This window comes from Pararoseomonas sp. SCSIO 73927 (assembly GCF_037040815.1).
Classification (GTDB): domain Bacteria; phylum Pseudomonadota; class Alphaproteobacteria; order Acetobacterales; family Acetobacteraceae; genus Roseomonas.
Genome location: NZ_CP146232.1, coordinates 2,264,302 through 2,286,504, shown reverse-complemented (window position 1 = coordinate 2,286,504; position 22,203 = coordinate 2,264,302). Strand labels below are relative to the sequence as shown.

At 68.6% G+C, this 22,203-nt stretch carries 22 protein-coding genes and 1 tRNA gene; 7 read left to right on the top strand and 16 right to left on the bottom strand.

Annotation, left to right across the window (positions count from 1 at the left end):
* Nucleotides 1-307: 307 nt before the first annotated feature.
* Together VQH23_RS10790 and VQH23_RS10785 are read right to left on the bottom strand one after the other, a co-directional pair.
* Nucleotides 308-1,705 (bottom strand): cytochrome P450, encoded by a 1,398-nt coding sequence (locus VQH23_RS10790; RefSeq protein ID WP_338665643.1) that lies wholly within the window; start codon nucleotides 1,703-1,705, stop codon nucleotides 308-310.
* A complete protein-coding gene (locus tag VQH23_RS10785; RefSeq protein ID WP_338665642.1) occupies nucleotides 1,692-2,888 on the bottom strand; it encodes a hypothetical protein in 1,197 nt (398 codons plus the stop codon). Before VQH23_RS10785 ends, VQH23_RS10790 begins: the two co-directional genes overlap by 14 nt.
* 122 nt (nucleotides 2,889-3,010) lie before the next feature.
* On the opposite strand from VQH23_RS10785, the gene VQH23_RS10780 reads away from it, so the two are divergent.
* The 3 genes from VQH23_RS10780 (at nucleotide 3,011) to VQH23_RS10770 (ending at nucleotide 7,132) form a co-directional block, all read left to right on the top strand.
* A tRNA-Gly gene (locus tag VQH23_RS10780) sits at nucleotides 3,011-3,085 on the top strand.
* A gap of 595 nt (nucleotides 3,086-3,680) precedes the next feature.
* Complete coding sequence (locus tag VQH23_RS10775) at nucleotides 3,681-4,985, top strand: cation:proton antiporter (RefSeq protein WP_338665641.1); 1,305 nt, start codon at nucleotides 3,681-3,683, stop codon at nucleotides 4,983-4,985.
* 623 nt (nucleotides 4,986-5,608) lie between these two features.
* Nucleotides 5,609-7,132, top strand: a complete 1,524-nt coding sequence (locus tag VQH23_RS10770) for an ABC transporter substrate-binding protein (RefSeq protein WP_338665640.1) — start codon at nucleotides 5,609-5,611, stop codon at nucleotides 7,130-7,132.
* Here VQH23_RS10770 and VQH23_RS10765 read toward each other — a convergent pair.
* Both VQH23_RS10765 and VQH23_RS10760 read right to left on the bottom strand, forming a co-directional pair.
* Entirely contained in the window at nucleotides 7,119-8,144 is a 1,026-nt protein-coding gene (locus tag VQH23_RS10765; protein WP_338665639.1) for a P1 family peptidase, read from the bottom strand. The genes VQH23_RS10770 and VQH23_RS10765 overlap by 14 nt on opposite strands.
* Nucleotides 8,145-8,398: 254 nt before the next feature.
* A complete protein-coding gene (locus tag VQH23_RS10760; protein WP_338665638.1) occupies nucleotides 8,399-8,548 on the bottom strand; it encodes a hypothetical protein in 150 nt (49 codons plus the stop codon).
* Nucleotides 8,549-8,766: 218 nt separating this feature from the next.
* Here VQH23_RS10760 and VQH23_RS10755 point away from each other — a divergent pair, with 218 nt between their 5' ends.
* Entirely contained in the window at nucleotides 8,767-8,946 is a 180-nt protein-coding gene (locus VQH23_RS10755; RefSeq protein ID WP_338665637.1) for a DUF6726 family protein, read from the top strand.
* A 116-nt stretch (nucleotides 8,947-9,062) separates the two neighbouring features.
* Here the strand turns inward: VQH23_RS10755 and VQH23_RS10750 are convergent, their stop codons facing one another.
* The 3 genes from VQH23_RS10750 to VQH23_RS10740 are packed head-to-tail and all read right to left on the bottom strand — an operon-like array spanning nucleotide 9,063 to nucleotide 10,689.
* Complete coding sequence (locus VQH23_RS10750) at nucleotides 9,063-9,485, bottom strand: hypothetical protein (protein WP_338665636.1); 423 nt, start codon at nucleotides 9,483-9,485, stop codon at nucleotides 9,063-9,065.
* Nucleotides 9,482-10,402 carry a recombinase family protein gene (locus VQH23_RS10745; RefSeq protein WP_338665635.1) on the bottom strand — a complete coding sequence of 307 codons (921 nt, stop codon included), beginning with the start codon at nucleotides 10,400-10,402 and terminating at the stop codon, nucleotides 9,482-9,484. Before VQH23_RS10745 ends, VQH23_RS10750 begins: the two co-directional genes overlap by 4 nt.
* Nucleotides 10,402-10,689 (bottom strand): DUF3489 domain-containing protein, encoded by a 288-nt coding sequence (locus VQH23_RS10740; protein WP_338665634.1) that lies wholly within the window; start codon nucleotides 10,687-10,689, stop codon nucleotides 10,402-10,404. The genes VQH23_RS10745 and VQH23_RS10740 overlap by 1 nt, the downstream gene beginning before the upstream one ends.
* Before the next feature lie 709 nt (nucleotides 10,690-11,398).
* On the opposite strand from VQH23_RS10740, the gene VQH23_RS10735 reads away from it, so the two are divergent.
* Entirely contained in the window at nucleotides 11,399-12,352 is a 954-nt protein-coding gene (locus tag VQH23_RS10735) for a tripartite tricarboxylate transporter substrate-binding protein (RefSeq protein ID WP_338665633.1), read from the top strand.
* Between the two features lies 1 nt (nucleotide 12,353).
* Here VQH23_RS10735 and VQH23_RS10730 read toward each other — a convergent pair whose 3' ends face one another.
* A complete protein-coding gene (locus VQH23_RS10730) occupies nucleotides 12,354-13,229 on the bottom strand; it encodes an aspartate/glutamate racemase family protein (protein WP_338665632.1) in 876 nt (291 codons plus the stop codon).
* Between the two features lie 66 nt (nucleotides 13,230-13,295).
* Nucleotides 13,296-14,279, bottom strand: coding sequence for a dihydrodipicolinate synthase family protein (locus VQH23_RS10725; RefSeq protein ID WP_338665631.1), 984 nt, complete (start codon nucleotides 14,277-14,279; stop codon nucleotides 13,296-13,298).
* 77 nt (nucleotides 14,280-14,356) lie between these two features.
* Between VQH23_RS10725 and VQH23_RS10720 the strand changes: the two genes are divergently transcribed.
* Entirely contained in the window at nucleotides 14,357-15,373 is a 1,017-nt protein-coding gene (locus tag VQH23_RS10720) for a ketopantoate reductase C-terminal domain-containing protein (protein WP_338665630.1), read from the top strand.
* Nucleotides 15,374-15,398: 25 nt separating this feature from the next.
* On the opposite strand, the gene VQH23_RS10715 is transcribed toward VQH23_RS10720, so the two are convergent.
* The 7 genes from VQH23_RS10715 to VQH23_RS10685 form a co-directional block, all read right to left on the bottom strand.
* Nucleotides 15,399-16,235 (bottom strand): alpha/beta hydrolase, encoded by an 837-nt coding sequence (locus VQH23_RS10715; RefSeq protein ID WP_338665629.1) that lies wholly within the window; start codon nucleotides 16,233-16,235, stop codon nucleotides 15,399-15,401.
* A gap of 6 nt (nucleotides 16,236-16,241) precedes the next feature.
* Nucleotides 16,242-17,063, bottom strand: a complete 822-nt coding sequence (locus VQH23_RS10710) for an alpha/beta hydrolase (protein ID WP_338665628.1) — start codon at nucleotides 17,061-17,063, stop codon at nucleotides 16,242-16,244.
* A gap of 22 nt (nucleotides 17,064-17,085) precedes the next feature.
* Nucleotides 17,086-18,075 carry a tripartite tricarboxylate transporter substrate-binding protein gene (locus tag VQH23_RS10705; RefSeq protein ID WP_338665627.1) on the bottom strand — a complete coding sequence of 330 codons (990 nt, stop codon included), beginning with the start codon at nucleotides 18,073-18,075 and terminating at the stop codon, nucleotides 17,086-17,088.
* 95 nt (nucleotides 18,076-18,170) lie between these two features.
* Nucleotides 18,171-18,968 carry an SDR family oxidoreductase gene (locus VQH23_RS10700; RefSeq protein ID WP_338665626.1) on the bottom strand — a complete coding sequence of 266 codons (798 nt, stop codon included), beginning with the start codon at nucleotides 18,966-18,968 and terminating at the stop codon, nucleotides 18,171-18,173.
* Between the two features lie 4 nt (nucleotides 18,969-18,972).
* Complete coding sequence (locus VQH23_RS10695) at nucleotides 18,973-19,935, bottom strand: tripartite tricarboxylate transporter substrate binding protein (protein ID WP_338665625.1); 963 nt, start codon at nucleotides 19,933-19,935, stop codon at nucleotides 18,973-18,975.
* A gap of 80 nt (nucleotides 19,936-20,015) precedes the next feature.
* Entirely contained in the window at nucleotides 20,016-20,849 is an 834-nt protein-coding gene (locus tag VQH23_RS10690; RefSeq protein ID WP_338665624.1) for a polysaccharide deacetylase, read from the bottom strand.
* A gap of 2 nt (nucleotides 20,850-20,851) precedes the next feature.
* Complete coding sequence (locus VQH23_RS10685; protein WP_338665623.1) at nucleotides 20,852-21,427, bottom strand: hypothetical protein; 576 nt, start codon at nucleotides 21,425-21,427, stop codon at nucleotides 20,852-20,854.
* A 46-nt stretch (nucleotides 21,428-21,473) separates the two neighbouring features.
* On the opposite strand from VQH23_RS10685, the gene VQH23_RS10680 reads away from it, so the two are divergent.
* Nucleotides 21,474-22,202 (top strand): GntR family transcriptional regulator, encoded by a 729-nt coding sequence (locus VQH23_RS10680; RefSeq protein WP_338665622.1) that lies wholly within the window; start codon nucleotides 21,474-21,476, stop codon nucleotides 22,200-22,202.
* The last annotated feature ends 1 nt before the right edge of the window (nucleotide 22,203 follow it).

Sequence of the window (22,203 nt, the reverse complement as noted above, 5' to 3'; positions counted from 1 at the left end):
AGGACGGAACACCGATGGAGGTGTGCGGCCCTGTCCTGCGCTGTCCGGAGCCAGGGGGCGCTGCCCCCTGGAACCCCCGCCAAGGGCCTGAGGCCCCTGGACCCCCATCTGGCTGCCGCCGCGCCGTCCTGAGATGGGGTTTCCGCGTGACGGGCCCCTTCCTGCCCAGGCAGTCGCCTCGGGTCATCGACCCGAGGCGCACCGTCAGCAGGGTATTCCCAAAGCCTAGAAAAAGATGATGGAGAGGGGTCCGGGGAAAGGAAGAATTCCTTCTTCCTCTCCCTGGCCACGGACCGGACGCGAAGGATCAGCCCCCTGCTCTCCGGGGAATAGCCCGGCACAGGACGGTCCCGTTGGGCCGGATCGTCAGGCGGGCGGTGGGCTGGATGCTGGCCGGGGAGACGGGGGCGATGTCGAAGGCGCCCAGTAGTCGGGCGAGGAGGAGGGTGCTCTCCACCGTGGCGAAGGCGGCGCCGGGGCAGACCCGGGGGCCGAGGCCGAAGGGGATGTAGGCGTCCTTCGGGATCTCGGCCGCGCGTTCCGGCAGGAAGCGGTCGGGGTCGAAGAGGTCGGGGTCTTTCCAGAAGAGGCGGTGGCGGTGGACCACCCAGGGGGAGACGACGACGAGGGCGCCGGGCTGGAGGGTCCAGCGGCGGACCTTGTCCGGGGCCAGGGGGGAGCGGACGAGGAAGCCGACGGGCGGGTAGAGGCGCAGGACCTCGCGGAGGACGCGCTTGGTGTAGGGGAGGCCGGCCTGGAGCTGTTCCAGGGTTGGGTCCCCCTGCCCCAGCCCGTCCGCCTCCGCCCGGATGCGCGCGGTGGCGCCGGGAAGGTTGGCGAGGATGACGAAGGCCCAGGTGAGCATGCTGGCCGTGGTCTCGTGGCCGGCGAGGAAGAAGACGGCGATCTGGTCCACCAGCTCTTCGCGCGTGAAGGGGCGGCCGGTCTCGGGGTCGGCGGCGCCGATCAGGGCGTCGGCGATGTCGCGCCCGGCAGCGCTGCCCGCGGCCAGGCGGCGGTCCACCATGCGGCCGAGGGTGCCGCGGATGGCGGCGCAGGCGGCGCGGAAGCCCGCGACCTGGGGCGGGGCGGGCGGCTTGCCGGAGTAGAGGAGCTGCCAGGGGGCGAGCTGGTCCGAGAGGACCTGAAAGCGCGAAAAGGCCTCGAAGACGGTCATCGCCTCCTCCGCCTCGATCGGCTCGGAGAAGATGGTGCGGAAGACGACGTCGGCGGTGACGTGGCTGAGCTCCGCGTCCAGCGCGAAGGGTTTGCCGGCGCGGGCGTGGGCGGCGATTCGGGCGGCGCAGTCCGCCACCGCCGCGCCCATGTGGGGGTAGGCGCGGGAGAGGGCGATGCCGGACATGGCCGGGCGGATCATGTCGCGCTGGCGGTGCCAGCTGCGGCCGTTGGCGACGAAGATGCCGTCTCCGACGAGAGGGGAGAGCGCGTCCACGAAGAGGGCGGCCTTGGGGTAGTTCGCCGCGCGCTCCACCATCACCTCGCGCGCCGTTTCCGGGTGGTTGATGATGTAGATGCGGCGATCGCCCACGGCGCGCTCGCCCATGAGGATCTCGTAGGCGCGGCGCGGCAGGGCGGTGAGGAGGTTGGCGTCCCGGCCGAGCAGGACCTTCAGGAAGGTGCCGAGATTGCCGGAGGGGACCGGCGCGGGCGGGCGATAGCGGGGCGCTGTCTCAGCCGGGTTCACGCGTGACGGACTCCAGGGGCTCGGGGCCGGCCAGGAAGCGGTAGAACTCGTACTCGCCGTGCCGGTCGTTGGCGCGCAGGAACTGGAAGTGCAGCTCGTAGAAGCGGTAGGCCATTTCCGCGTAGCGCTCCTCGGAGAAGATCTCCCGGAAGCGGGCGGAGCGGACGGAAGGGTTGCGTGGGGGCTTGCCGCCGAGGTCAAGACGGAAGGCCGCGACCGGCTCCAGCCAGGGGAAGTTCAGCACGTCCTGCGGGGCGAAGTAGTCCACCCAGAGCATCCCGCCATCCGTGACCAGGGCCTGCATGGCCGCGCGGGCGGGGCTGGGCTGCCGGCCGGCGACGGCGATGGGGGTGTTGCCGCCAACCGTCATGAGGGCGAGGCGGGGCCGCCCCTCCACCTCCCTCATCAGTTCCCGGGCGCGGGCCACGATCGAGATGGAGACGAAGCTGCCGGAGCTGTGGCCGATGACGAGGACCTCGTCGAGGGAGGGATCCTCCGCGGCGTCGGCGACGCGGCGGGCGAAGCTCTCGAACCGCGCATCCGCCTCCGGGTCCCGGCGGGTGCGGTGGCGCCAGGTGAAGATCCAGTCGTTGATGAGGTACCAGACGAAGAAGCGGCGATCGAGGATTTCGGTAAGCCGCAGCAGGCCGTAGAGGCCGAGGGCGGCGGGAGCCAGCCCGGCCAGGCGGGGTAGGCCGACCGCCCCGGCCAGGGTCAGGCAGGCGGCGACGAGGCCCAGCGCCGCCAGCGCGTAGAGCAGCGCCATGCCCCAGGGGTAGAGGGAGAAGATCCCGAACTTCCAGTTCAGACGAAGCATCCTCCACACCGTGCCGGTCCACACCGCGTCCCAGAGGACGCGCAGGCTGAGGAGGGCGACGCGCCACTTCGGCACGGCGAAGTCCCGCACGGCGATTTCGTGCCAGGAGAGGCAGTCCACGGTTGTCTTTACCGGGCCGCCAGGCCAGTCCGCGGTGACGTGCCAGCTTGTGGCGGGGTCTTCCTTCCCCGCGCGCATGCGGGCGGTGATGCCGTGGAGGGCGGCGAACTTCCGCAGCTCGCGCGAGAAGAGGAGGAAGTAGGTGCGGGGGCTCCGGGGGTCGTAGCCCGGGACGTAGAAGACGCGGCGGTGCCGGACCCTGGCGGGCGGCCTGCCGGCCTCGGCGCGGTCTTCGGCAGGGATCATGGGGGGAGACTACCGGCGCGGCGGGGTGAGGGCCAGGGCAGGGGCGTTGCCGGTGCGATACGACCCGCGGAGGGGGTTGCGTGCCCCGCGGGCCCGTGTCATACGGCCGCCACGCACGGAGCGCGGGCGTAGCTCAGGGGTAGAGCACGACCTTGCCAAGGTCGGGGTCGAGGGTTCGAATCCCTTCGCCCGCTCCAATCTTCTCCAGAAGAACTTTTCTCTGGGTAGGTTGGGATCGCGCTTTTCCGTGTGGCTCCGCTACATTTTCGGCGCGCACCTTGATACTTCGAAGGTGGAACGAGCGCCGTTTTCTCTCTCCGGAGAGGCATTCGTCTCCAAAGCTTGGGACTTGGGCGATTTAGTCTACAAGGTTTAGCGCCTTGTAATCGCGCGATGTTTTCCGATTACTCTCATCCAGAGTTGGTGTTTCGTCACCTCGGGCGATCCAACTCTTCCTCCAATTACGCGCTAAACGCCCGAGCTTCAGCTGTGCCGATCGTGGGCGTGGCGATGCCGTGTCGTTCGACCCGCTGCGCCGATCCCTCCTTCCAACATCACGAGGCGTTCCCATGGCCAACCTCCCTCCCCTTCCGCCTGCCGGTCGCGCACCTCAGGGCGGCAAGAACGCCACAGGTGGTAAGGCCAATCCTAAGGATGCTCATGCGGGCGCTGTACGCAGCGGCGGCAAGCAGGGCGGGGTAAGCAGCTCGACCCAGAGCAACCGCAAGTCGGGAGACCGTTAAACCACGGGTAGGCAGGGCGGCGGTCCAATCAACCTCGGTAGGACGCATGATGGACGGCAGCCTGCTTCCCGATCCCTACATCCTCGCCCTCACCGGCTTCGGGGTTCTCGTCGCCCTGGTCGCCTGGCTGCCGCTGGTCCTCAAACGCCTGCCGCTCTCCCTGCCGATCGTCTGCATCGCGCTCGGTGCGGCCCTCTTCTCGCTGCCGCAGATGACGATCAGGCCGCTGCCGCTCGACCACCCAGAGATCACGGAGCGGTTTACCGAGTTCGTGGTGATCATCGCGCTGATGGGGGCGGGCCTGAAGCTCGACCGCATCTTCGACTGGCGGCGATGGGCCGTGACCTGGCGGCTGCTCGGGGTGACGATGCCCCTCGGCATCGCCGCCATCGCTCTGCTGCTGGGCGGAGGGTTGGGAATGCCCTGGGTTATCGCCCTCCTGCTCGCGGCCAGTCTCGCCCCCACCGATCCCGTTCTCGCCGCCGACGTCCAGGTGGGCCCGCCCAAGACAGGCGAGGAGGACGAGGTGCGGTTCGGCCTGACCTCCGAGGCCGGGCTGAACGACGGATTGGCCTTCCCCTTCGTTCATCTCGCGATCGCCCTGGCCGCGGTGGCCGGCACCGGTGAGCCCTGGTTCGTCGAGTGGTTCACCTACCGGGTGCTGTGGGAAATCGGAGCCGGCGTTGGTGCCGGCTGGCTGATCGGCCGCGCCTTCGGGTGGCTCACCTTCCACGTTCCGGCCGAGACCAAGCTGGCCAAGACCGGTGACGGGCTGATCGCGCTCTCCGCCACGCTCGTCTCCTACGGGCTGACGGAGATCATCCACAGCTACGGCTTCCTGGCGGTCTTCGTGACCGCGGTCGCCTTCCGCCATGCTCACCGTGATCACGATTTTCAGTTGCAGATGCACGCGGTGACCGAGCAGATCGAGCGCATCGCCATGATGGTCCTGCTGCTGGTCTTTGGCGGTGCGCTGGTGAGCGGCCTTCTCGCCCCCGTGACCTGGGCCGATGTGGGGATCGCCGCGGTGATTCTGCTGGTCATCCGGCCGGTGACGGGCCTGATCGGCCTGATCGGGTTCCGGGCGGACCGGAGCGAGAAGCTGACCCTGGCCTTCTTCGGCATCCGGGGCGTCGGCTCCTTCTACTACCTGGCATACGGGCTGAACCACATGGAAGTGGCGGGCGCCGAGCGCCTTTGGGGGCTGGTGGGGCTTATCGTCCTCATGTCGGTCCTGCTGCACGGGCTCACCGTCACGCCCATCATGCGGTCGCTCGATAGGCAGCAGGGCCGCGACCCGGATGCGGAGGAGGCGACACCACCTCCAGGGCTGCAGGGTCCGGCGCGGTTGTAGAGGCACGCAGGCTCGGTAACACCAGTACCGCCCGTCCTCCCCTCCTCCGAGTTCCAGATCTTCGATGTAGGGATCCAGCGTGTGGAAGCCTGTCGTGGCTTCCCGCAACTCGCGGCCAGCATGAGCCCAATGCAGCACCGTAACCGAGAAGCAGTCGCCGCCATGACTCATCAAGCGGCGCTCACCTCAAAGTCCGAGGTTGGCCGAAAGCGGCATGGCCGCTTCCGAGTGAGTCATCCAAGGAAGGGGCCACCGGAAGGCCCAGCCTCAATCGGCCGTTCGCAGCCAACACCAGCCAAGCTTGTGCCGGGACCAAGTCCTTCATCCACACGGCGCTAGGTCTCGCCGGGAGGCAAGCGCGACCGCTCAGGATCGGGTGGCCGAGACGAATGATTTCTCGCTGCTGCCGAGATCCCAACGGCCCTAGCGAACAAGGAATACCGCTCGCTCGAGGTGACCCTCACAGCCATACCCCGCCGCTCTGGGCGGTAAAGGGGCGGACTTGCGCCAGAGCAGCCTTCCTGGCGATCATTCCGCGGTTTGAGGGAGAGGCACGAGCAATGGTGTTGGCACGACGCGGCTTGCTACAAGCCCCACTTCTCTTGGGCGCCGCCCTGCCCGCCATGGCCCAGACACCGGCCGGCGTTCTTGTCGTCGCTAAGCAGATCAGCGATCTCACCAGCGTCGATCCGGCCGAGAGCTTCGAGTGGAGCGGCGCCGAGGTCTGCGGCAACGTCTACCAGAAGCTTGTCACCACCCCGAACAACGACCCCGCCCAACTCACCGGCGAGCTCGCCGAGAGCTGGGCCGTCTCCGACGATGGCCGGACCTTCACCTTCCGCATGCGCCGGGGGCCCCGCTTCTCCTCCGGCAACCCCGTCACGGCGGAAGACGCGGCCTGGTCGCTCCAGCGCGCCGTGATCATGAACAAGTCGCCCGCCTTCATCATCAACCAGTTCGGCTTCACCAAGGACAATGTGGCCGAGCGCATCCGCGCCGCCGATCCCCACACCCTCGTCCTGCGGACGGAGGAGCCGACCGCTCCCAGTTTCCTCCTCTTCTGTCTCTCCGCCGTGGTCGGCAGCGTGATCGAGAAGGCGGCCGCTACCGCACAGGCGCGCGGCGACGATCTTGGGAATACCTGGCTGAAGGCCAACACCGCCGGCTCCGGCCCCTACATGCTCCGCAGCTGGCGGGCGAACGAGAGCATCGTGCTGGAGGCCAACCCCCACGCCGGCCGCGCCCCTGCCACCCGCCGCATCATCACGCGCCATGTCGCGGACCCATCGGTCCAGCTTCTCGGCCTCCAGCGCGGCGACTTCGACATCGCCCGCAACCTCCTGGCCGAGCAGATCCGTCAGGTCTCGCAGGATCAGCGCTTCCGGCTTCACGCGCAGCGCCGCGCCAGCGTCATGTATCTTTCCCTCAACCAGAAGGTTCCGCAGCTCGCCCGGCCGGAGGTGCGGCAGGCCATTAAGATGGCCATCGACTACGAGGGTATCCAGCGCGGCCTCGTTCCCAATACCTACGCCGTCAACCAGAGCTTCCTGCCCCAGGGCTTGCCCGGCGCCCTCACCGACACCCCCTTCCGCCAGGACATCGACGCCGCAAGGGCTTTGATGGCCCAGGCAGGTCTCGCCGACGGCTTTGAGGCCAGCTTCGACTTCACGGCCGAGGCCCCCTTCCTGGACATCGCCCAGGCCATCCAGGCGAACCTCGCCCGCATCGGCATCCGACTGCGCATGAACCCGGGCGACAGCCGGCAGGTCGTCAGCCGCACCCGCGCCCGCCAGCACGACATCGCCCAGGTGCAGTGGGGCAGCGACTACTTCGACCCCAACACCAATGCCGAGGCTTTCCTCATCAATACAGACAATTCGGATGAGGCCCGCAACAAGACCCTGGCCTGGCGCGCCAGCTGGCACATCCCCGAGATCAGCGCCCGAACCCTCGCCGCCCGCAAGGAGCCGGACGCCGCCAAGCGCAACGCCATGTACGAGGAGCTCCAGCGGGTGAGCCGGGAGAGCAGCCCCTTCGTCATGCTCTTCCAGCTCATCGAGAACTCCGTCACGCGCGCCACAGTCACGGGCCTCGACACCGGCCCCATGAGCGACCGCTACCGCTATGCCGGCGTCACGAAGGCATAGCGGCCAGCACGTCCCGCAGCGCCGCCCGGTGGTGTCCGCGGAAGCCCGTCATGGGCTCCGCGGCCACTATGGCGTCCATCACCGCCTCGGCCGTGGCCTCGGCCGCCGCACGGAACAGCGCGTCGATCCCGGCTTCGGCCAGGACGCGCCGGGTTAGGATCGGCTGCGGCGCCTCGTGTGGCCGCCGCTCCGCCGTGGAGAAGGCCAGCGCCAAATCGCCGCTGCCATGCCCCCAGAACGACCCCGTCCAGGCGATCCCTGCACCGGCCCGTGCAGCGACGCGGCGCAGTTGGCGATGGTCCAGCGGCACGTCCGTCGCGATCACCACGATCACCGATCCCCGCTCCGGGCTCCCCGCCCCGGCCGGGATGCGCCGCCCGTCCGGCAGACGCAGGTCGCCTGCCCGTCCGTAGTTGGCCAGCACCAGGGCCCCAAGATGGAAATTGTCCCCACCGATCCGCAGCCGACGGGACGAGGTGCCGACCCCGCCCTTGAGGCCGAAGCAACTCATCCCCGTTCCCGCGCCCACGGCGCCGGAGTTCATATCCTCACCCGCCGCCTGGATCGCGGCCGCCGCGTCGGCCGGCGTGACGGCCAGGGCCTGGATATCGTTCAGGTAGCCGTCGTTGCACTCCATCACAACGGGATTGACTGTGGAGGTATCCCGGCCGACCCGTGGCTCCTCCACGATGGCGTGGCGGATCAGGGCCTCGGTGCACGCCGCCACCCCGAAGGTATTCGTGAGCAGGAGCGGCGTCTCGAGTTCGCCGAGTTCCTGGACCTGCATCAGCCCGGCGCTCTTACCGAAGCCGTTCACGATCTCGACCGCCGCCGGAACCCTCTCGCGGAACAGGTTGCCCCCGTGCGGCAGGACCGCCGTCACCCCGGTCCGGATATCCTCTCCGCGACGCAGGGTGACATGGCCTACCCTGACCCCGGGCACGTCGGTGATCGCGTTCCGGGACCCGGCGGGAAGATCGCCCCAGCCGAGGCCGGCATCTCTGGCTCGCAAGTGCAACTGCTCCGTTGGTTCATCCCATACAGGTATACTCGACCAGCGACGGTCAGGGCTGCCCTGCGCCCCAAGCGGCTATGTCGGCTTCCCAGAAGTCGACGATGCCAAGTGAATGGCCGGGACAGGCGCAAAGCTGCCGTAGCTGCGACGGCCGTCAGCCGAACTGTTTACACTACTGGCCCCATGCTGCGGACCGTGAAATCATGGCTTGGGCAGGTTCGGCGCAGGACAACGCCCATCCAGCATCGCCTCTACAATCTCCGCGCCAACAACGTCACCTGCAGCAGCCGCCCCATGTACCCGCGGCCCGGCCTCTCGGACTCGGCCATTTCGGTAAGGGAGGAGTAGCGCCCCTTGTCCAGCATCTGCTCGTACCGGCGGGCTCGGGCCAGCACTTTCAACGAGGCAGGATTAGCACGAGTAGAAATTGTGGGGCTGGGCGCAGCCGGAGTTACCCCCTCCAGCGTGCCCACCGTCTTCCACCCTGCCCGGCGCTGGATGCGCAACCACACTCTGTCCTCCGGCACCTCAGATCACTTCGGTCGTAATCCGCCCCTGGACATACGGACGGCTGGTACCCTGATGTATCATCTCAATCCGAAAGTTGAGGAGATTCGCTATGATGCTTCCCCGCCGTTTGACGCGTCTCGCGCTCCTCGCCACGTTTGCAGCAGGCTTGACTGGGTGCGGGGTTGTGGCGCTGCCGTTCCGGGCTACCAGCGCGGTGGTCAAGATTGTACCCGTCGCGGGTGACGTGGTCGCGGCCCCCCTAGACGTTACAGCGGACGTCGTCGACTAGAGGTGTCGATCGGCCAGCTTATCCGGATACGATCTATAACTTAGCGCGGAGGCACATACCTGTGCCTCGGGGGCGTCGCACTCTGCCCCATCAGCGGGCCTGAGCGCGAGGCGGACTTAACTCGCAGATGCACGATGGTCGCTGGCCAGGATGGCAGCTTGCTGTTCCCACTCCGGCAGAAGCGGATCAATGGCCCGGCCTAACGATAGCTGCTCTGATTGCGACCCGTTCAACGTCGCCTCTACGATCTCCAGCAACAGCAACATCAGCTGCAGCAGCCGCCCCATGTACCCGCGGTCCAGGTTCTCCGCCTCGGCCAGCTCAGCGATGGATGCATACCGCCCCTCGTCCAGCATACGCTGGTATCGGAAGGCTCGGGCCAGTGCCTTGACCAGAGCAGGATCCGCACAGGTCGAGATGGTGGGGCTGGGCGCAGCCAGGGTCGGTCGTTCCGGCGTGACCACCGTCTTCCGCCCCGGTCGGCGCCGGATCCGCAGCGGCACCTGGACCGTGAGGCTGGCCGGGTGCGTGGCGCTCATTCCGCTGCCTCCAGCACCGGCGTTCTGCTCGCCCCCAGGTCCCGCACCAAGCTGGCTAACCCCTCGAAACGGAGCCGGATGTCAGCCCCCGTGCTCGACACCGTCACCCTCTCGACCAGCAGTCCGACGATCCGCGCCTGCTCCGCCGGGAATAGCTCGTCCCAGAGCGGCTCCAGCTGATACAGGGCATCTCTGGTCTCGCCCTCGGTTAGGCCGGGGTCCGTGGCCCGCGCCGCCGCCCAGGCGCCCACGACGATCTCGGGCTGACGCAAGAGGGCGCGCACCTGCCCGACTACTGCACCCTCAATCTCGGCGGCCGAGATGCGCCGGACCAGAGTGGGGTCTGTGTCCTCTGCACCCTTCAGCGCGGCCTGGCTGACGTAGTACCGGTACAGCCGCCCGCGCTTACAGGTGTGCGAGGGCGAGAGCGCCCGACCGTCAGTCCCGAACAGCAGCCCCTTCAGCAACGCCGGCGTCTGATGCCGATTGGCGTTGCCCCGTGTGTGCGGGCTCTCCTTCAGCAGCGCGTGGACCTTGTCCCAGAGCGCCCGGTCGATGATGGGGAGATGCTCACCCGGATAGACCCGCCCCTTATGCGCCGCCTCCTCCAGCAGCTGCGAAAGGGTGTGGGCGCGCCGGGTGATCCGATCGAGGCAGGCGGCCACCAGCACCGCCCCGAGTTGGCGGCAGCGGGTTAGGGCTGCTTGGAACCCCGGCCTGCGGTCGTCCTTGCCGGAGGCGATGTCCTGGTGCTCGGCGACCAACGTCCAACCCTCGCGCTCCGCGAAGCCGCGGACACTGGTCTGCTGGGCCTCCAGGCCCAGGCCCGAGCGCCCCTGTTCGGCCGTGGATACGCGGTCCAGCGCGACGGCGTACCGGGGTTGGGTGGCGGCGCGGGAGAGGCGGGAGCCGGCCATCAGCCCTGGCCTCCGCCGATGCGGGACACGCTGTAGCTGCCCTTCGTACCCTGTGCCCCTGGACCAACCTGGCGCACCCGCTCCAGCACCTCGGCGGTGTGCCCCTTCTTCTTCAGTCCGGCCAGGCAGCCCCGGACCGTGTGCTGAGCCCAGCCGGTCGCCTCCATGACCTGGGCGATGGTGGCGCCCTCCTCTCGGCGCAGGAGGGTGAGGACGGCCTGCTGCTTTGTCCCTTTGCGCGGTCGATTTGGGGCAGAGGGGTCGCGAGGTGGGCGGTCTGCCTCCATGCGGCTCAGGGCGGCCCGGAGCGCCTCGACGGAGACGGGCAGCGCAGAGCGCTCCAGGCTCGTGTCCCAGGCAACCAGTAGGGCTGTCGCGGCGTCCCGGAGAGTGATGCGGGGCTTCGAGGCGACAGGGGCGGTAGCCGGCGCCTGGTGCCCTCCCCGCCCTCCTGCGCGCGCTCTCCGGCTGCCTCCGCCGTGCCTGGCTCACCGACCGCCGCCAGCCCAGCCGTGGTAATCTGCAGCACCACCGCCGTTCCGTCGCCAGGTGTCGGCAACGCCTCCAGGAACCCAGCTTTCAGCATGCTCTGGAACACCGCGTTCCGAGCAGCGGTCGGCAGATTCGGTGGAGCTTCGGCCAGTCGTGCTGGGTGCTGAGCGGCCGCGCTGAGGACCTGCGTCTGCGTGGGCGAGAGTGGTTTGGTCATCGTCAGGTCCCTGGGTCGGACCCGACCAGCCGGGTCCTACGACCCAGAACCCTGACGAGTGGAGGTCAGGGCATGCGAGAATGGCGTTGCCATCACGGCGACAATGCTCCGATCTGTTTCGAGCTGAAGCCAAGAGCGATCATCTCACCGACGGTCGTCTGGCCGTGTCGCTAATGCGCTTGACACCTCTCGATTCCACTAGAACGATTTCGGTCGGACAGCACGACAGCTCAGTACATGCAAGTCGATGCTGCGAGCCACTGAGCACAAGCAGGAAAGTTCAGCAGATGATCGTGACGCGGCGCGGCGCCATGGGTGGACTGGCGGGTATGGCCCTCTGCACGCCAGCAATCGCACAGGGTACCTATCCCTCCCGCACGATCCGCATCATCGTTCCCCGGGCGGCTGGCGGGGGAACCGACGTGCTCATTCGGCAGCTCGTCCCGGTCCTCACCGCCCAACTCGGCCAGACTGTCGTCGTGGATAATCGTGCAGACATGACGACCGTCGTTGGAACCGAGATGGTCGCCCGCTCGGAACCAGACGGCTACACCATCCTGGCCGCGGACAACACGTTCTACTTCAACCCCGCCATCCAGAAGCGGCTTCCCTACGATACGCTGAAGGACTTCGCGGGCGTTACCATGCTTGCGAATTCGCCTGTTGTGTTGATGGCAGGGCCGAAGGCGACGACAAAGACGCTCCCTGATCTCATCGTGGCGGCCAAGCGCGATCCGGGCGGGGTGGCCTACGGCTCTGGTGGTGTCGGGGCATCCACGCATTTCGCGGGCGTGCTGTTCTGCCTCAAGGCCGGGATTGAAATGACGCATGTTCCTTATCGATCGACCGGTCCACTGATGTCGGGACTGCTCGCGGGCGATATCGGTGTCATGTTCAACGGACCGCGCGCGCTGCTGTCGAATGAGCAGCTGATCGGCTTGGCGACCACGGCCCGCGACCCTTCCTTGCCGAATGTGAAGACCTTCGCGGAACAGGATGTTCCAGGCGTCGATGTATCGAGCATCTGGGGCATCCATGTTCCCGCGGCCACGCCGATGCCCATCCGCCTCCGGCTGAGAGAGGCGTTCGCCGCGGCCCTGAATGATCCGTCCATCGGACCGGCACTGCGCGACAGGGGTGTCTACCCCATCGGCGACATGCCGGAGGTCCACCAAGCCCGCACGGCGGAGATCGTGGGGCAGTGGGTCCAGATCTCCAAGACCATCGACCTGTCGAAATAAGCTAGAACGTCTTGATCCGGCGCCAGCGGCGGGGCAACGGGGGTGGGAAGGCGATGCCGCTCGCCCCGACGCCGAGATTAACCATCAGCTTCGCCACCTCGATGGCGGCGCGGTAGCCCTCCAGCACTGGGATGTCCCAGCCCATCTCCTTCAGCCGCTTTTGCAGCGGATCCTGCAACCAGTAGCAGCCGGAGCAGCCGAGGATGATGCTCTCGGCGCCATCCTCCTCGATGCAAGCGATCGCCTCGCGCACGGCCTCGTCCAGCATCGCGGAAGGCTCGCCACGGGCGAAGCCACGGCGCTCGTCGAGGGTGGAGCGACCGTAGTCGAAGGGCTTGCGCGGAAGGGGGTAATCCACGACCCGGATTGAGGCGCAACGGTCAGCGAAGCCGTAGAGGCGGATGAGGTCCACCATCTTCACGCTCTGGCCCTCGGAGATGTCGAGAACGCTGAAGCGGGCGCCGAGCATGCAGGCGACATGCATCTGGGCGAAGGCATTGGCCGTCACCGCCACGCCATAGGGTTGGGCGATCTCGCGCGCCTCCCAGAAGCCTGGGTCCACACCACCGAGCAGGATAATGGCGTTGTATCGCCCGCTCTCGCAGGCTTCCCGCACCACAGGCAAGCGGTTCGACCCGACAATGGCCAGCTCCTCGCGCGTCTCAGGATAGCCGTCGCCGTCGCCATGCGTGGCCATGGGGCCGGGATGGAAGTCCCAGTCGACATCCTCAAGGAGGGGTGCGAGGTGCTGGTAGTTCATCAGCATCGCCTCTTTAGGCGCGCGGTCGTTCATGCCGAAGCGCTCATGGACATGCTCGGGCAGCGTGAAGTGCCGGACCATCAGGAACCGGAACTTCGAAGGGGCCGCGTCTGTCATCCGGGGTCTCCGCTGGGCGGCCGCTGGCGGCCGGGGGCGCTACGCATCAGGAGTGGCTGGGTACCATCATGCCCTGCCTTCGGACAGGAGGCCGAGATCCCGCAGGATCTGCTCTGCCTCCTCGCGCTCGGACGCGCTGGCTGGCGCGACGCCCGGCCGGGTGGGACCGGCCCGCATGCCCAAAAGGCCGGCAACGTGCTTGAAGAGCCCGACATGGTGAAAGCCGCGGGCGAAATACCGGCTCTGCAGACGATCGGCGATCGCCATAATCGTCCGGGCCTCGGCGGCCGCCTCCGCTAGGCTGCCTGCCGCCATCGCCTCGACGAAGCGTCCGCAATGCGGGTGCGCCTGCGTCTGGCAGAGGACCGGGCGCGATGAGCCGATGAGAAAGCGGGGCGCGCGCTCCGGAAAGGCGATCTGGCCGAAGAGATGATACTCCTCCAGCGAGGTCGCGACGGGCAATAGGTCCCCGACCCGCTCCAGCATGGCGGCGTACTGCGCAAGGTTCAGTGTCGTGTTCTGCACGGCACAGATGGCGGGCAGCGGCAGGAGCGCTTCCACTTCCAGCGGTGCCAGGTAGTAGCCGAGTTCCGGCAGGGTCGTGCTGTAGAGCACGAGCCCGATCCCGATCCGTCCGGCCACGTACTCGTAGAAGTGCCGGACACTCTCGGTGGATCTCGGCCCGTAGAAGGGCGGCCAGGCCATAACTAGGTCGGCGCCGGCCGCGGCGGCGTGCCGCGCGAGATCGACGACCGTCTCGGCCGAGGGATCGGAGCATCCGACGACGACTGGCGCGCGGCCATCCGCCTCATTCAGGACGACCTCGACGAGGCGCTTTCTCTCGGCCCCCGTGAGTGTCCAGAACTCCTGGTGCAGGGAGTTCACGGACAGGCCGCCCACGCCCGGCAGTTCCAGCGTGCGTCGCACGTTGTGCCGCAGCCCTTCCTCGTCGACCGACCCGTCCTCGCGAAATGGCGTGTAGAGGACGGTGAGATAGCCGCGGAGCGTGTTCCGCACCCAGTCGCGCGCGTCGCCGGCCGCGTATCTCACGCGATATCGCCTGTCATGCCCAACCTGCGGGCGTGGTAGGATCCCGCACGTCGATCCGGCACAAGGAAATCTCCTGCATGAGCACTCCGCTTGCCGCCAGCCAGGCGCCTCTGCTCGTCGTAGGGGCCGGGGCGGTCGGCGCTTACCTGGCCGGGCACCTCGCCGCAGCCGGCGAGCCGGTCGTTGTCCTTGAACCCTGGGACCCGAACCGGCAGGCCATTCGGACGCAAGGCCTCCGGATCGACGAGCCGTCCGGACGGCTGGAGATGCGGCTGCGCCTCATCGACACCGTGGAGGAGATCGCGTCCGTCGCGCCCGGGCTGGTCGTCCTCTGCACGAAGCTGGCCGACGCGCCCGCAACCGTCGAGCGCATTGAGACGGTCTATCGCGGGCCCTACCTCGTGACTCTCAATGCCCTGGCCGATCTGGACCTCGCGGAACAGCTGGGCGCCGACCGGGTGATGGGCTGCATCGTCACCGGCCTTTTCGCCAATCTTGTCGGGCCCGGCACCGTGCGGCGCCACCGCCGGCGCCTCGACGGCGGCGCGCCGACCTTCCGGCTGGGGGAGACGGCTGGCCCGGCGGGTCCGCGCCTCCGCGCCCTGGCCACGACGCTCGGCCAGGTGGACAGGGCGGAGGTGGTGGACGACCTGCCCGCCGCGCGCTGGACCAAGATGGTTTTCAACTGCATGACCTCGCCCCTCTCCGCCCTGCACCGGCGGCCGATCCGCGACCTTTTCCTCGATCCCGACCTTCGGGCCGAGATGACGCGGGTCGGGCTGGAGGTAGCCGCCGCGGCAGGCGCGGCGGGGATGAGGTTGAACACTCTTTGCGGCGTGCCTGGGGCGACGTGGCTCGCCGCGGCGCGGCAGGAGCCGACGGCCCTGGCGGCTCTGGACGTCGGGCTGGTCCGCTACGGCGGGGCGCTGGATTCCGGCGCCACCAGCGGCATGGCGCAGGACCTCGCGCGCGGGCGGCGCACGGAGGTCTCGCTCATCAACGGTGCCGTGGTGGAGAGGGCTGCGCGGCTCGGCCTTGCCGCCCCCGCCAACGCAGCCCTGGTCACCGCGCTGGAGGCGGCCGTGCCGGCCTGACCCGCCGCCCGCACGCAGTGCCCGCTCAGGCACCCTGGCGCCGCAGGAAGCCGAGGACATCGCGGGCGCAGCGCTCCGGCACCGCGTCGCCGAGATTGTGCGGCATTCCTTCATAGGTCAGCAGTTCCGCCCGCGGGATCATGTCTCGCATGATCTCGTACTGGGTGTGCGACCCAATGGGCTCGTGGCCGGGTGCGACGATCAGGGTGGGGCAGGCGATGCGCGGCAGCTCCTCCGTCCAGTCCCGGCTGGCCATATGGGTCACGAAGCGGCTGATCCAGTGCGGGTCGTTGCCCCCGGTCTGGCGGCAGAACCAGTCCACCAGCCCGGGATCCGTGCCCTCGGGAAAGCGGTCCGTCACCGTCGCGCGCACGAAGGTCTCCAGCCCCACCCGCGCGATCTCCGCCGGCCAGGTGCCGGCCTTGCTGTTCCGCAGGCCGGGCGTTGAGGCGAAGAGTGACAGAGTGGCGATGCGCTGAGGGTCCTCGATAGCCAGCCGCTGCCCGACATAGCCGCCCGCGGAATTGCCGACGAGATGGACGCGCGCCACGCCGGTCGCGTCCAGCAGCTCCCGCACGTCGTCGCAGAGGCGCTCGACGGTAATGGGATGGGACTCATCCGGCACCTCGGAGGCACCGTGGCCGCGCAACTCCATGGAGATCACTGGAAACTCGCGCGCGAGGACCGGAATCCAGCCGTACCAGCGGCGATAGGCGCCCATGGCCGGGTGCAGTAGCAGGATCGGCTCGCGCCGGGGGCGCCAGGGATCGGTGAAGTCGTCAACGCGCCAGGCGAGGCGGATGCCATCGCCTGCCGTGTGGAACTCCATGCTTGGAGACAGGGCATGCGCCAGCTCGGTCATCGCTCTTCAGGCCTTCGGATAGCCGAACTTGTCGCGGTGGAAGGAGAGGATATCCACGACGCAGCGGTCCGGCAGCATATCCGCGATGTTGTGGGGCATGTGCTCGTACGCGATCATCCGTACGTCGGGGATGCGGTCCCGCATCGTGTCGTAGAGGGCGGCGGCACCCACCGTCTCTGCGCCCGGCAGGATTACAAGGCTGGGGCAGCGGATGCGATGGAGCTGGTCGCTCCAGTCCTGCGTCGCGGCATAGCCGATGAAGCGGACCACGAAGTCCGGGTCATTCCCTCCAGTCTGGTCAAGAAACCACTCGACCATGCCGGGATCCGTGCTGGCGAGGTCGAAGCGCATATGGATGGTGTCAGCCAGGAAGGGCCGCAGCCCCTCCGCCTTGATGCGCGGCAGCCACTTCAGCGCCTCAGGGCTGAGGCCGGGGGTAGAGCCGACCACCGCCATGCTGAGCACCCGTTCCGGCTCCCGCATGGCGAGGTTCTGCGCCACGTAGCCGCCGGCGGAGTTGGCGGTGACATGCGCCTTCCCGACCCCAAGCAGCGCCATCAGCTCCACCACGTCGTCCACCAGCCGGTCCATCGTCAGCGGCACGGAAGGAGCCGGCACGCTGGATCTGCCATGGCCGCGCAGATCCATGCGGACCAGCCGGAAGTGCCGGGCGAGCCCGGGTACCCAGGAGTAGAAGCGCTCCGAATCGCCCATGGCGGAGTGCAGCAGGAACATCACCGGGGCTCGGCGCCACGGATCGGTGAAGTCGTCGATGTAATAGGCGATAGTCTCGCCGTCGCTCGCGGTGAAGCTGGCTGCCTCTGTCATAAATCACCCTCCCCGGGTCCCGTCAGTCCTGCACCGGGATCTTCGCGATGCGGACGATCTCGTCGAAGCGGCTGCGGTCGGCGCGGATCAGGGCGCCGAACTCGGCTGGCCCCAGCTTCCCCGGCACCACGCCCAGCGTCGCAAAGCGCGCGGTGAAAGCAGGGGCGTCGAGGATCGGCCGCATGGCCGCCGCCGTCTTCTCTACGATCTCCGGAGCGAGGCCCGCCGGTCCGACGAGGCCCCACCAGGCATCCATGGCGAAGCCGGGGTAGCCGCACTCGGCAACCGTCGGCACCTCCGGCGTCAGCGCGAGACGTTCACCGCCCGAAACGGCGAGGGCGCGTAACGTCCCAGCCTTGATGTGCGGATAGCTCGCCGCGACGGAGATGAAAGAGATCGGCACGCGGCCGGTGGTCAGGTCCGCCATCAGGTCGGCATCGCCCTTGTAAGGCACGTGCTCCAACTCGACCCCTGCGACGGCCATGAAGAGGCTCATGGTCAGATGCGGGCCGGCGCCGACTCCGGAGGAGGCGTAACTGAGCGCACCTGGTCTCGCTTTGGCGAGGGCCACAAGGTCCTTCACGTCCTTCGCCGGGACGGAGGGATGCACCGCGAGGTAATAGGGTGAGCGGGCGCCGAGCGCGATCGGCGTGAAGTCCTTCAGGGGATCGAAGCCGAGGTTGCGGCGGATGCTAGGCGCCAGCACCTGGGAGCTGGAGACCATGTAGAGCGTGTAGCCGTCCGGCGCGGCGCGGGCTGCGGCCTCCGCGGCGATGGACCCGGCGGCACCGGCCCGGTTCTCCACCACGAAGCTCTGCCCGAGGATATCGGAGAGCGGGGCAGATACGGCGCGGGCCACGAGGTCGTTGGCACCGCCAGCCGGGTAGCCGACGAGCACGCGGACGCTGCGATTGGGCCAGACGACGGGCTGCGCCAGCCCTGGCTGCGCGAGGAGCGCGCCGGTTGCCGCGAGCAGCGCGCGGCGGGATGGGGTGCTAGGCGATAGTGGCATGGTCGTCTATCTCCTGGGCGTTGCCGTACGTTCGTCCCTGCGTCTTCTCTTGTCGTTCGTGCTGCGCCCGGCGCCGGTGTCACGGTGCCGGGTGGTCAGTAGGCGGAGCGCCCGCCATCGGCGGGTATGGTGGTGCCGGTGATCATCCGCGCTGCGTCCGAGGCCAGGAACACGGCGGTGGCCGCGATGTGCTCGGGGTCGCCGACCCAGAAGGGGTACTCGCGCAGGCGCGCTGCCGGGTTCTGCGGGTCGCGCCCCTCGTCGGCCGGATCCAGCGTGCCCCAGTCGCGCAGGATGCGCGCGGTCTGCACGCGGCCGGAGGCGATAGCGTTCACCCGCACGCCCTGCTTCGCGTAGTGCCCGGCCAGGGCACGGGTGAGGGAAAGGATGGCCCCCTTGGCCGCGCCATAGACGTGGAAGGGGCTCGCCCCGCGCAGGGCGGCGCCGGAGGACATGTTGATCACCGCCCCGCCGCCCGCACGGATGATGGCGGGGATGGCATGGCGGCAGCACAGGAAGGTGCCGCGCAGATCGAGGTTGATGGTGCGGTCGAAAACCTCCAGCGGCACTTCCGTCACCGGCCCGTCCGCGGGATCGGTGCCGCCCGCGGTGTTGTAGAGCACGTCCAGCCGCCCGAAGCGCGAGAGGGTGCCCGCCACCGCGGCCGCCACGCTCTCGTCCGAGGTGACGTCGGTCTCCAGCGCCAGGGCCTCGCCGCCGGCCTGCCGCACGCTCTTCGCCGCCGCCTCCGCGCTTTCCTTCAGGCGGTCCGCTACGGCCACGGCGGCGCCGGCCGCCGCGAAGGCGCGGGCGGCCGCGCTCCCGATCCCTCCCCCGCCGCCTGAGATGAGGACGACCTTGCCCGAGAGGTCGGAAAGATCACGCCCAGCCATCGCCTCAGCCCGCCCGCGCGCCGGATTGACGGACGATCGGGCCCCAGGTCTCCAGTTCGCGCCGGAAGCGGGCGGAGAACTCGGCCGGCGTCGTTCCGGCCGTGACAAAGCCGAGGTCAATCGCCTTGGACCGGATCTCCGGCAGAGCGAGTACCGCCGCGATCTCGCGTGACAGCTGCTCGCCGATGGCGGGCGGCGTGGCGGCGGGGGCCCAGAGACCCCAGATCGTCTCGGCGTTCATCTCGGGCAGCCCGGCCTCTGCAAAGGTCGGCACATCCGGCAAGGCAGGGGAGCGCTGGTTGCCCGTGATGGCGATGGCGCGGAGTTGCCCGCCCTCCACGTATTGCCGGGTAGAGCTGATGCCCGCGAACATAATCTGCGTCTGCCCGCCCAGCACGGCGGTGACGCCCGGGGCCGTGCCGCTATAGGGCACGTGCACGATGTCCACCTTCGCAACGGAGCGCAGCATCTCGCCCGCCAGGTGGGTGGAGGCGCCGTTGCCGCCGGAGGCGAAGTTCACCGCGCCGGGATGGACGCGCGCATAGTCCAGCACCTCCCTCACCGTCCTTGGCGGGAAGGAGGGATTCGCAACCAGGATCACGGGCGCGGTGGCGAGCAGCGAGACGGGCTGGAGATCGCGCTCCGTGTCGAAAGGCAGGCGGGCGTAGAGGAAAGGGTTCACCGCCACAGCGCTGTCGATCATTAGCAGCGTGTGGCCATCGGCCGGCGCCTGTGCAACGAGGTTGGTGCCGATGGTACTGCCGCCGCCCGGCCGGTTCTCGATCAGCACGGGCTGGCCCAGCCGCTCCTGCAGCCCCGGCTGCACCAGCCGCGTGATGATGTCCGTGCCGCCGCCAGGCGGCACGGGCACGATGATCCGGATAGGCTTGGTGGGATAGGTCTGCCCCCAGGCCACGGCCGGCATCGCCACGGTAAGGGGCGAGAGGAGGAGGTGGCGTCGGCGCATGGGGGATCCTTCTGGGGTCGAACCGTGGGATGATCGGGCGTCGTGGAGCGGGGGCTCTTGCGGCCCCTCGCATGGCGGAGCTAGGCGGCGGTGCGCGCGCGGAACTCCTGCTGAATCTCGTCCAGCGTCAGGAACTCGGCGCCCATCTTGCCGAGCGCGTCGATCAGCTTCTCCAGCATAAGCATCCGGTGCCCGCGGCCGATGACGTAGGGGTGGAAGGTGAAGACGAGCATCCCCCACTCCGTGGTGCGGCGCATGTACTCGAAGTCCGCGATCCAGTTCTCTAGCACCGCGTTGGCATTTGCCAGACCGGGCATGAGCGTGGTGGGCAGGCGGAAAAACTCGAAGTGCGGGTGGTCATCCAGCGACCAGCTGATGGGGATCTCCACCAGATCCGTGGTCTCACCAAAGACCAGCGGCGCGTCGGCCGCCACCTTGTCCCCGCGCCGCGCGAAATAGGGCTCGCAGTCATGCCCCATCATGCTGCTGTCGTAGCGGCAGCCGTGCTGGATCGCGAGGTCGAGCGTGCGGTCGCTAATGTCCCAGGAGGGGGAGCGGTAGCCGACCGGCCCCTTGCCGGTCAGGCGACGGATGCTCTCCACCGCGCGCGCGAACTCCTCCGCCTCCCGGTCCGCGGGAAGGTCGGCGGGCGGCACGTGGCTCCAGCCGTGGTGCCCGATCTCGTGCCCGCCGGCGATCACGCGCTCGCAGGCCTGCGGGTAGGTTTCGATCACCACGCCCGGCACATACCAGCTGGACTTGATTCCGCGGCTGGCCAGGAGGTCCAGGATGCGCCCGGCGCCGATCACGCCAAACTCGCCGCGCGAGATGGGGGTCGGTGTCAGCATGCCGCGGGAGGCGAAGCCGGACCAGGTGTCGAAGTCGAAGGACAGGCAGGCGATGTGGCGGGGCATGGTCAGCTCCCCTCCGGCAGGGCGCTCTGCTTGCGCTGCCATTCCAGCTCGATCGCGAGGATCTCCGGCGGCTCCAGCTCCACCCCGAGCGCGAGGATCGAGGTGCCGAGCGCGAGGTAATAGGCCGCGAGGAGGGTGATGTCGGTGACCTGGCGCGGGCTGAAATGTGCGCGCAGCGGGCCGGCGATCTCGAGCCCCGTGCCGCGCCCCGCGAGGAAGGAGAGGACGTAGGCGCAAAGGGCACGATCGGCCTCCGCCAGCGTCTCCGGCACCCGGCCATCCCTGATGTCGTCGAGTTGCGCCTGCGTGATCCCGGCCTGCAGCCCGAGCGGCGCGTGATGCCCCCAGGCGTAGGGAACGCCACGCCCCACCAGCAGGATCACCAGCTCGCGCTGCACCTCCGTCAGCGCTGTGCCGTAGCGGCCGTAATGGCCGACGGCGGAAAAGACGCCGAGGCCCTCCGGCGCGTGGGCAAAGGACTTCATGGCATTGGACACCCAGCCCCGGCTCGCCGCCACGCGGTCGAACATGTCGGAGAGGACTGGGTCGGCGGCCGGATCAGCGGGGGGAAGAAGCAAAAGGAGGGTTCCTGCAAAATGCGGAGTCTAATATATTAGTTGGAGCATGACCAACGAACGTTCCCTTCGCAAGCCCCTTTCCGCGCGCAGGCTCCTGGCCGGTACGGCCGCCAAGCCCTCGGCCGGTGCGGCCGCCATCCACTACCCCAGCCGCCAGGACGTGATCGCCGCCGCCCTGCGGGAACGCATCCTGCGCGGCGAGCTAGGCGGCGGCAGCCGGCTCGACATCGACGAGATCGCTGCCACGCACGGCGTCAGCCGGACCCCCGTGAGGGACGCGCTGAAGCAGCTGGAGACCGAGGGGCTGGTGCAGGTCTTCCCTTACCGCGGGGTGGAGGTGACGACGCTCACCCAGGCGGACCTGGAGGAGCTCTTCAGCATCCGCGTGGCGCTGGAGCAGCTCTGCATCGGCCGCGTGATGGAGCGCGTCACGCCGCAGGGGCTGGAGGGAATGCGGCGGACGCTGCGCCGAATGGACCGGCTGAAGAGGCGCGACGATGCCTGGACCGACCTGAACACCGAGTTCCACAACGCGATCTACGACGCCGCCGGCTGGCCCCGCCTTGCGGAGATGCTCCGCACCCACCGCGTGAACATCGAGCGCTACATCCGCGCCCGCGCCGACGACCTCGGCACTCACCGCCAACAGGCCCAGCACTGGGCGCTGCTGGAGGCGATGGAGAAGGGAGACCGCCCCACCGCCTCTGCCACCATCCAGGCGCACTACATGGACACGGTGGCGGCGATGAGCCCCCCCGCCGGCGGGGCGGGTTGAG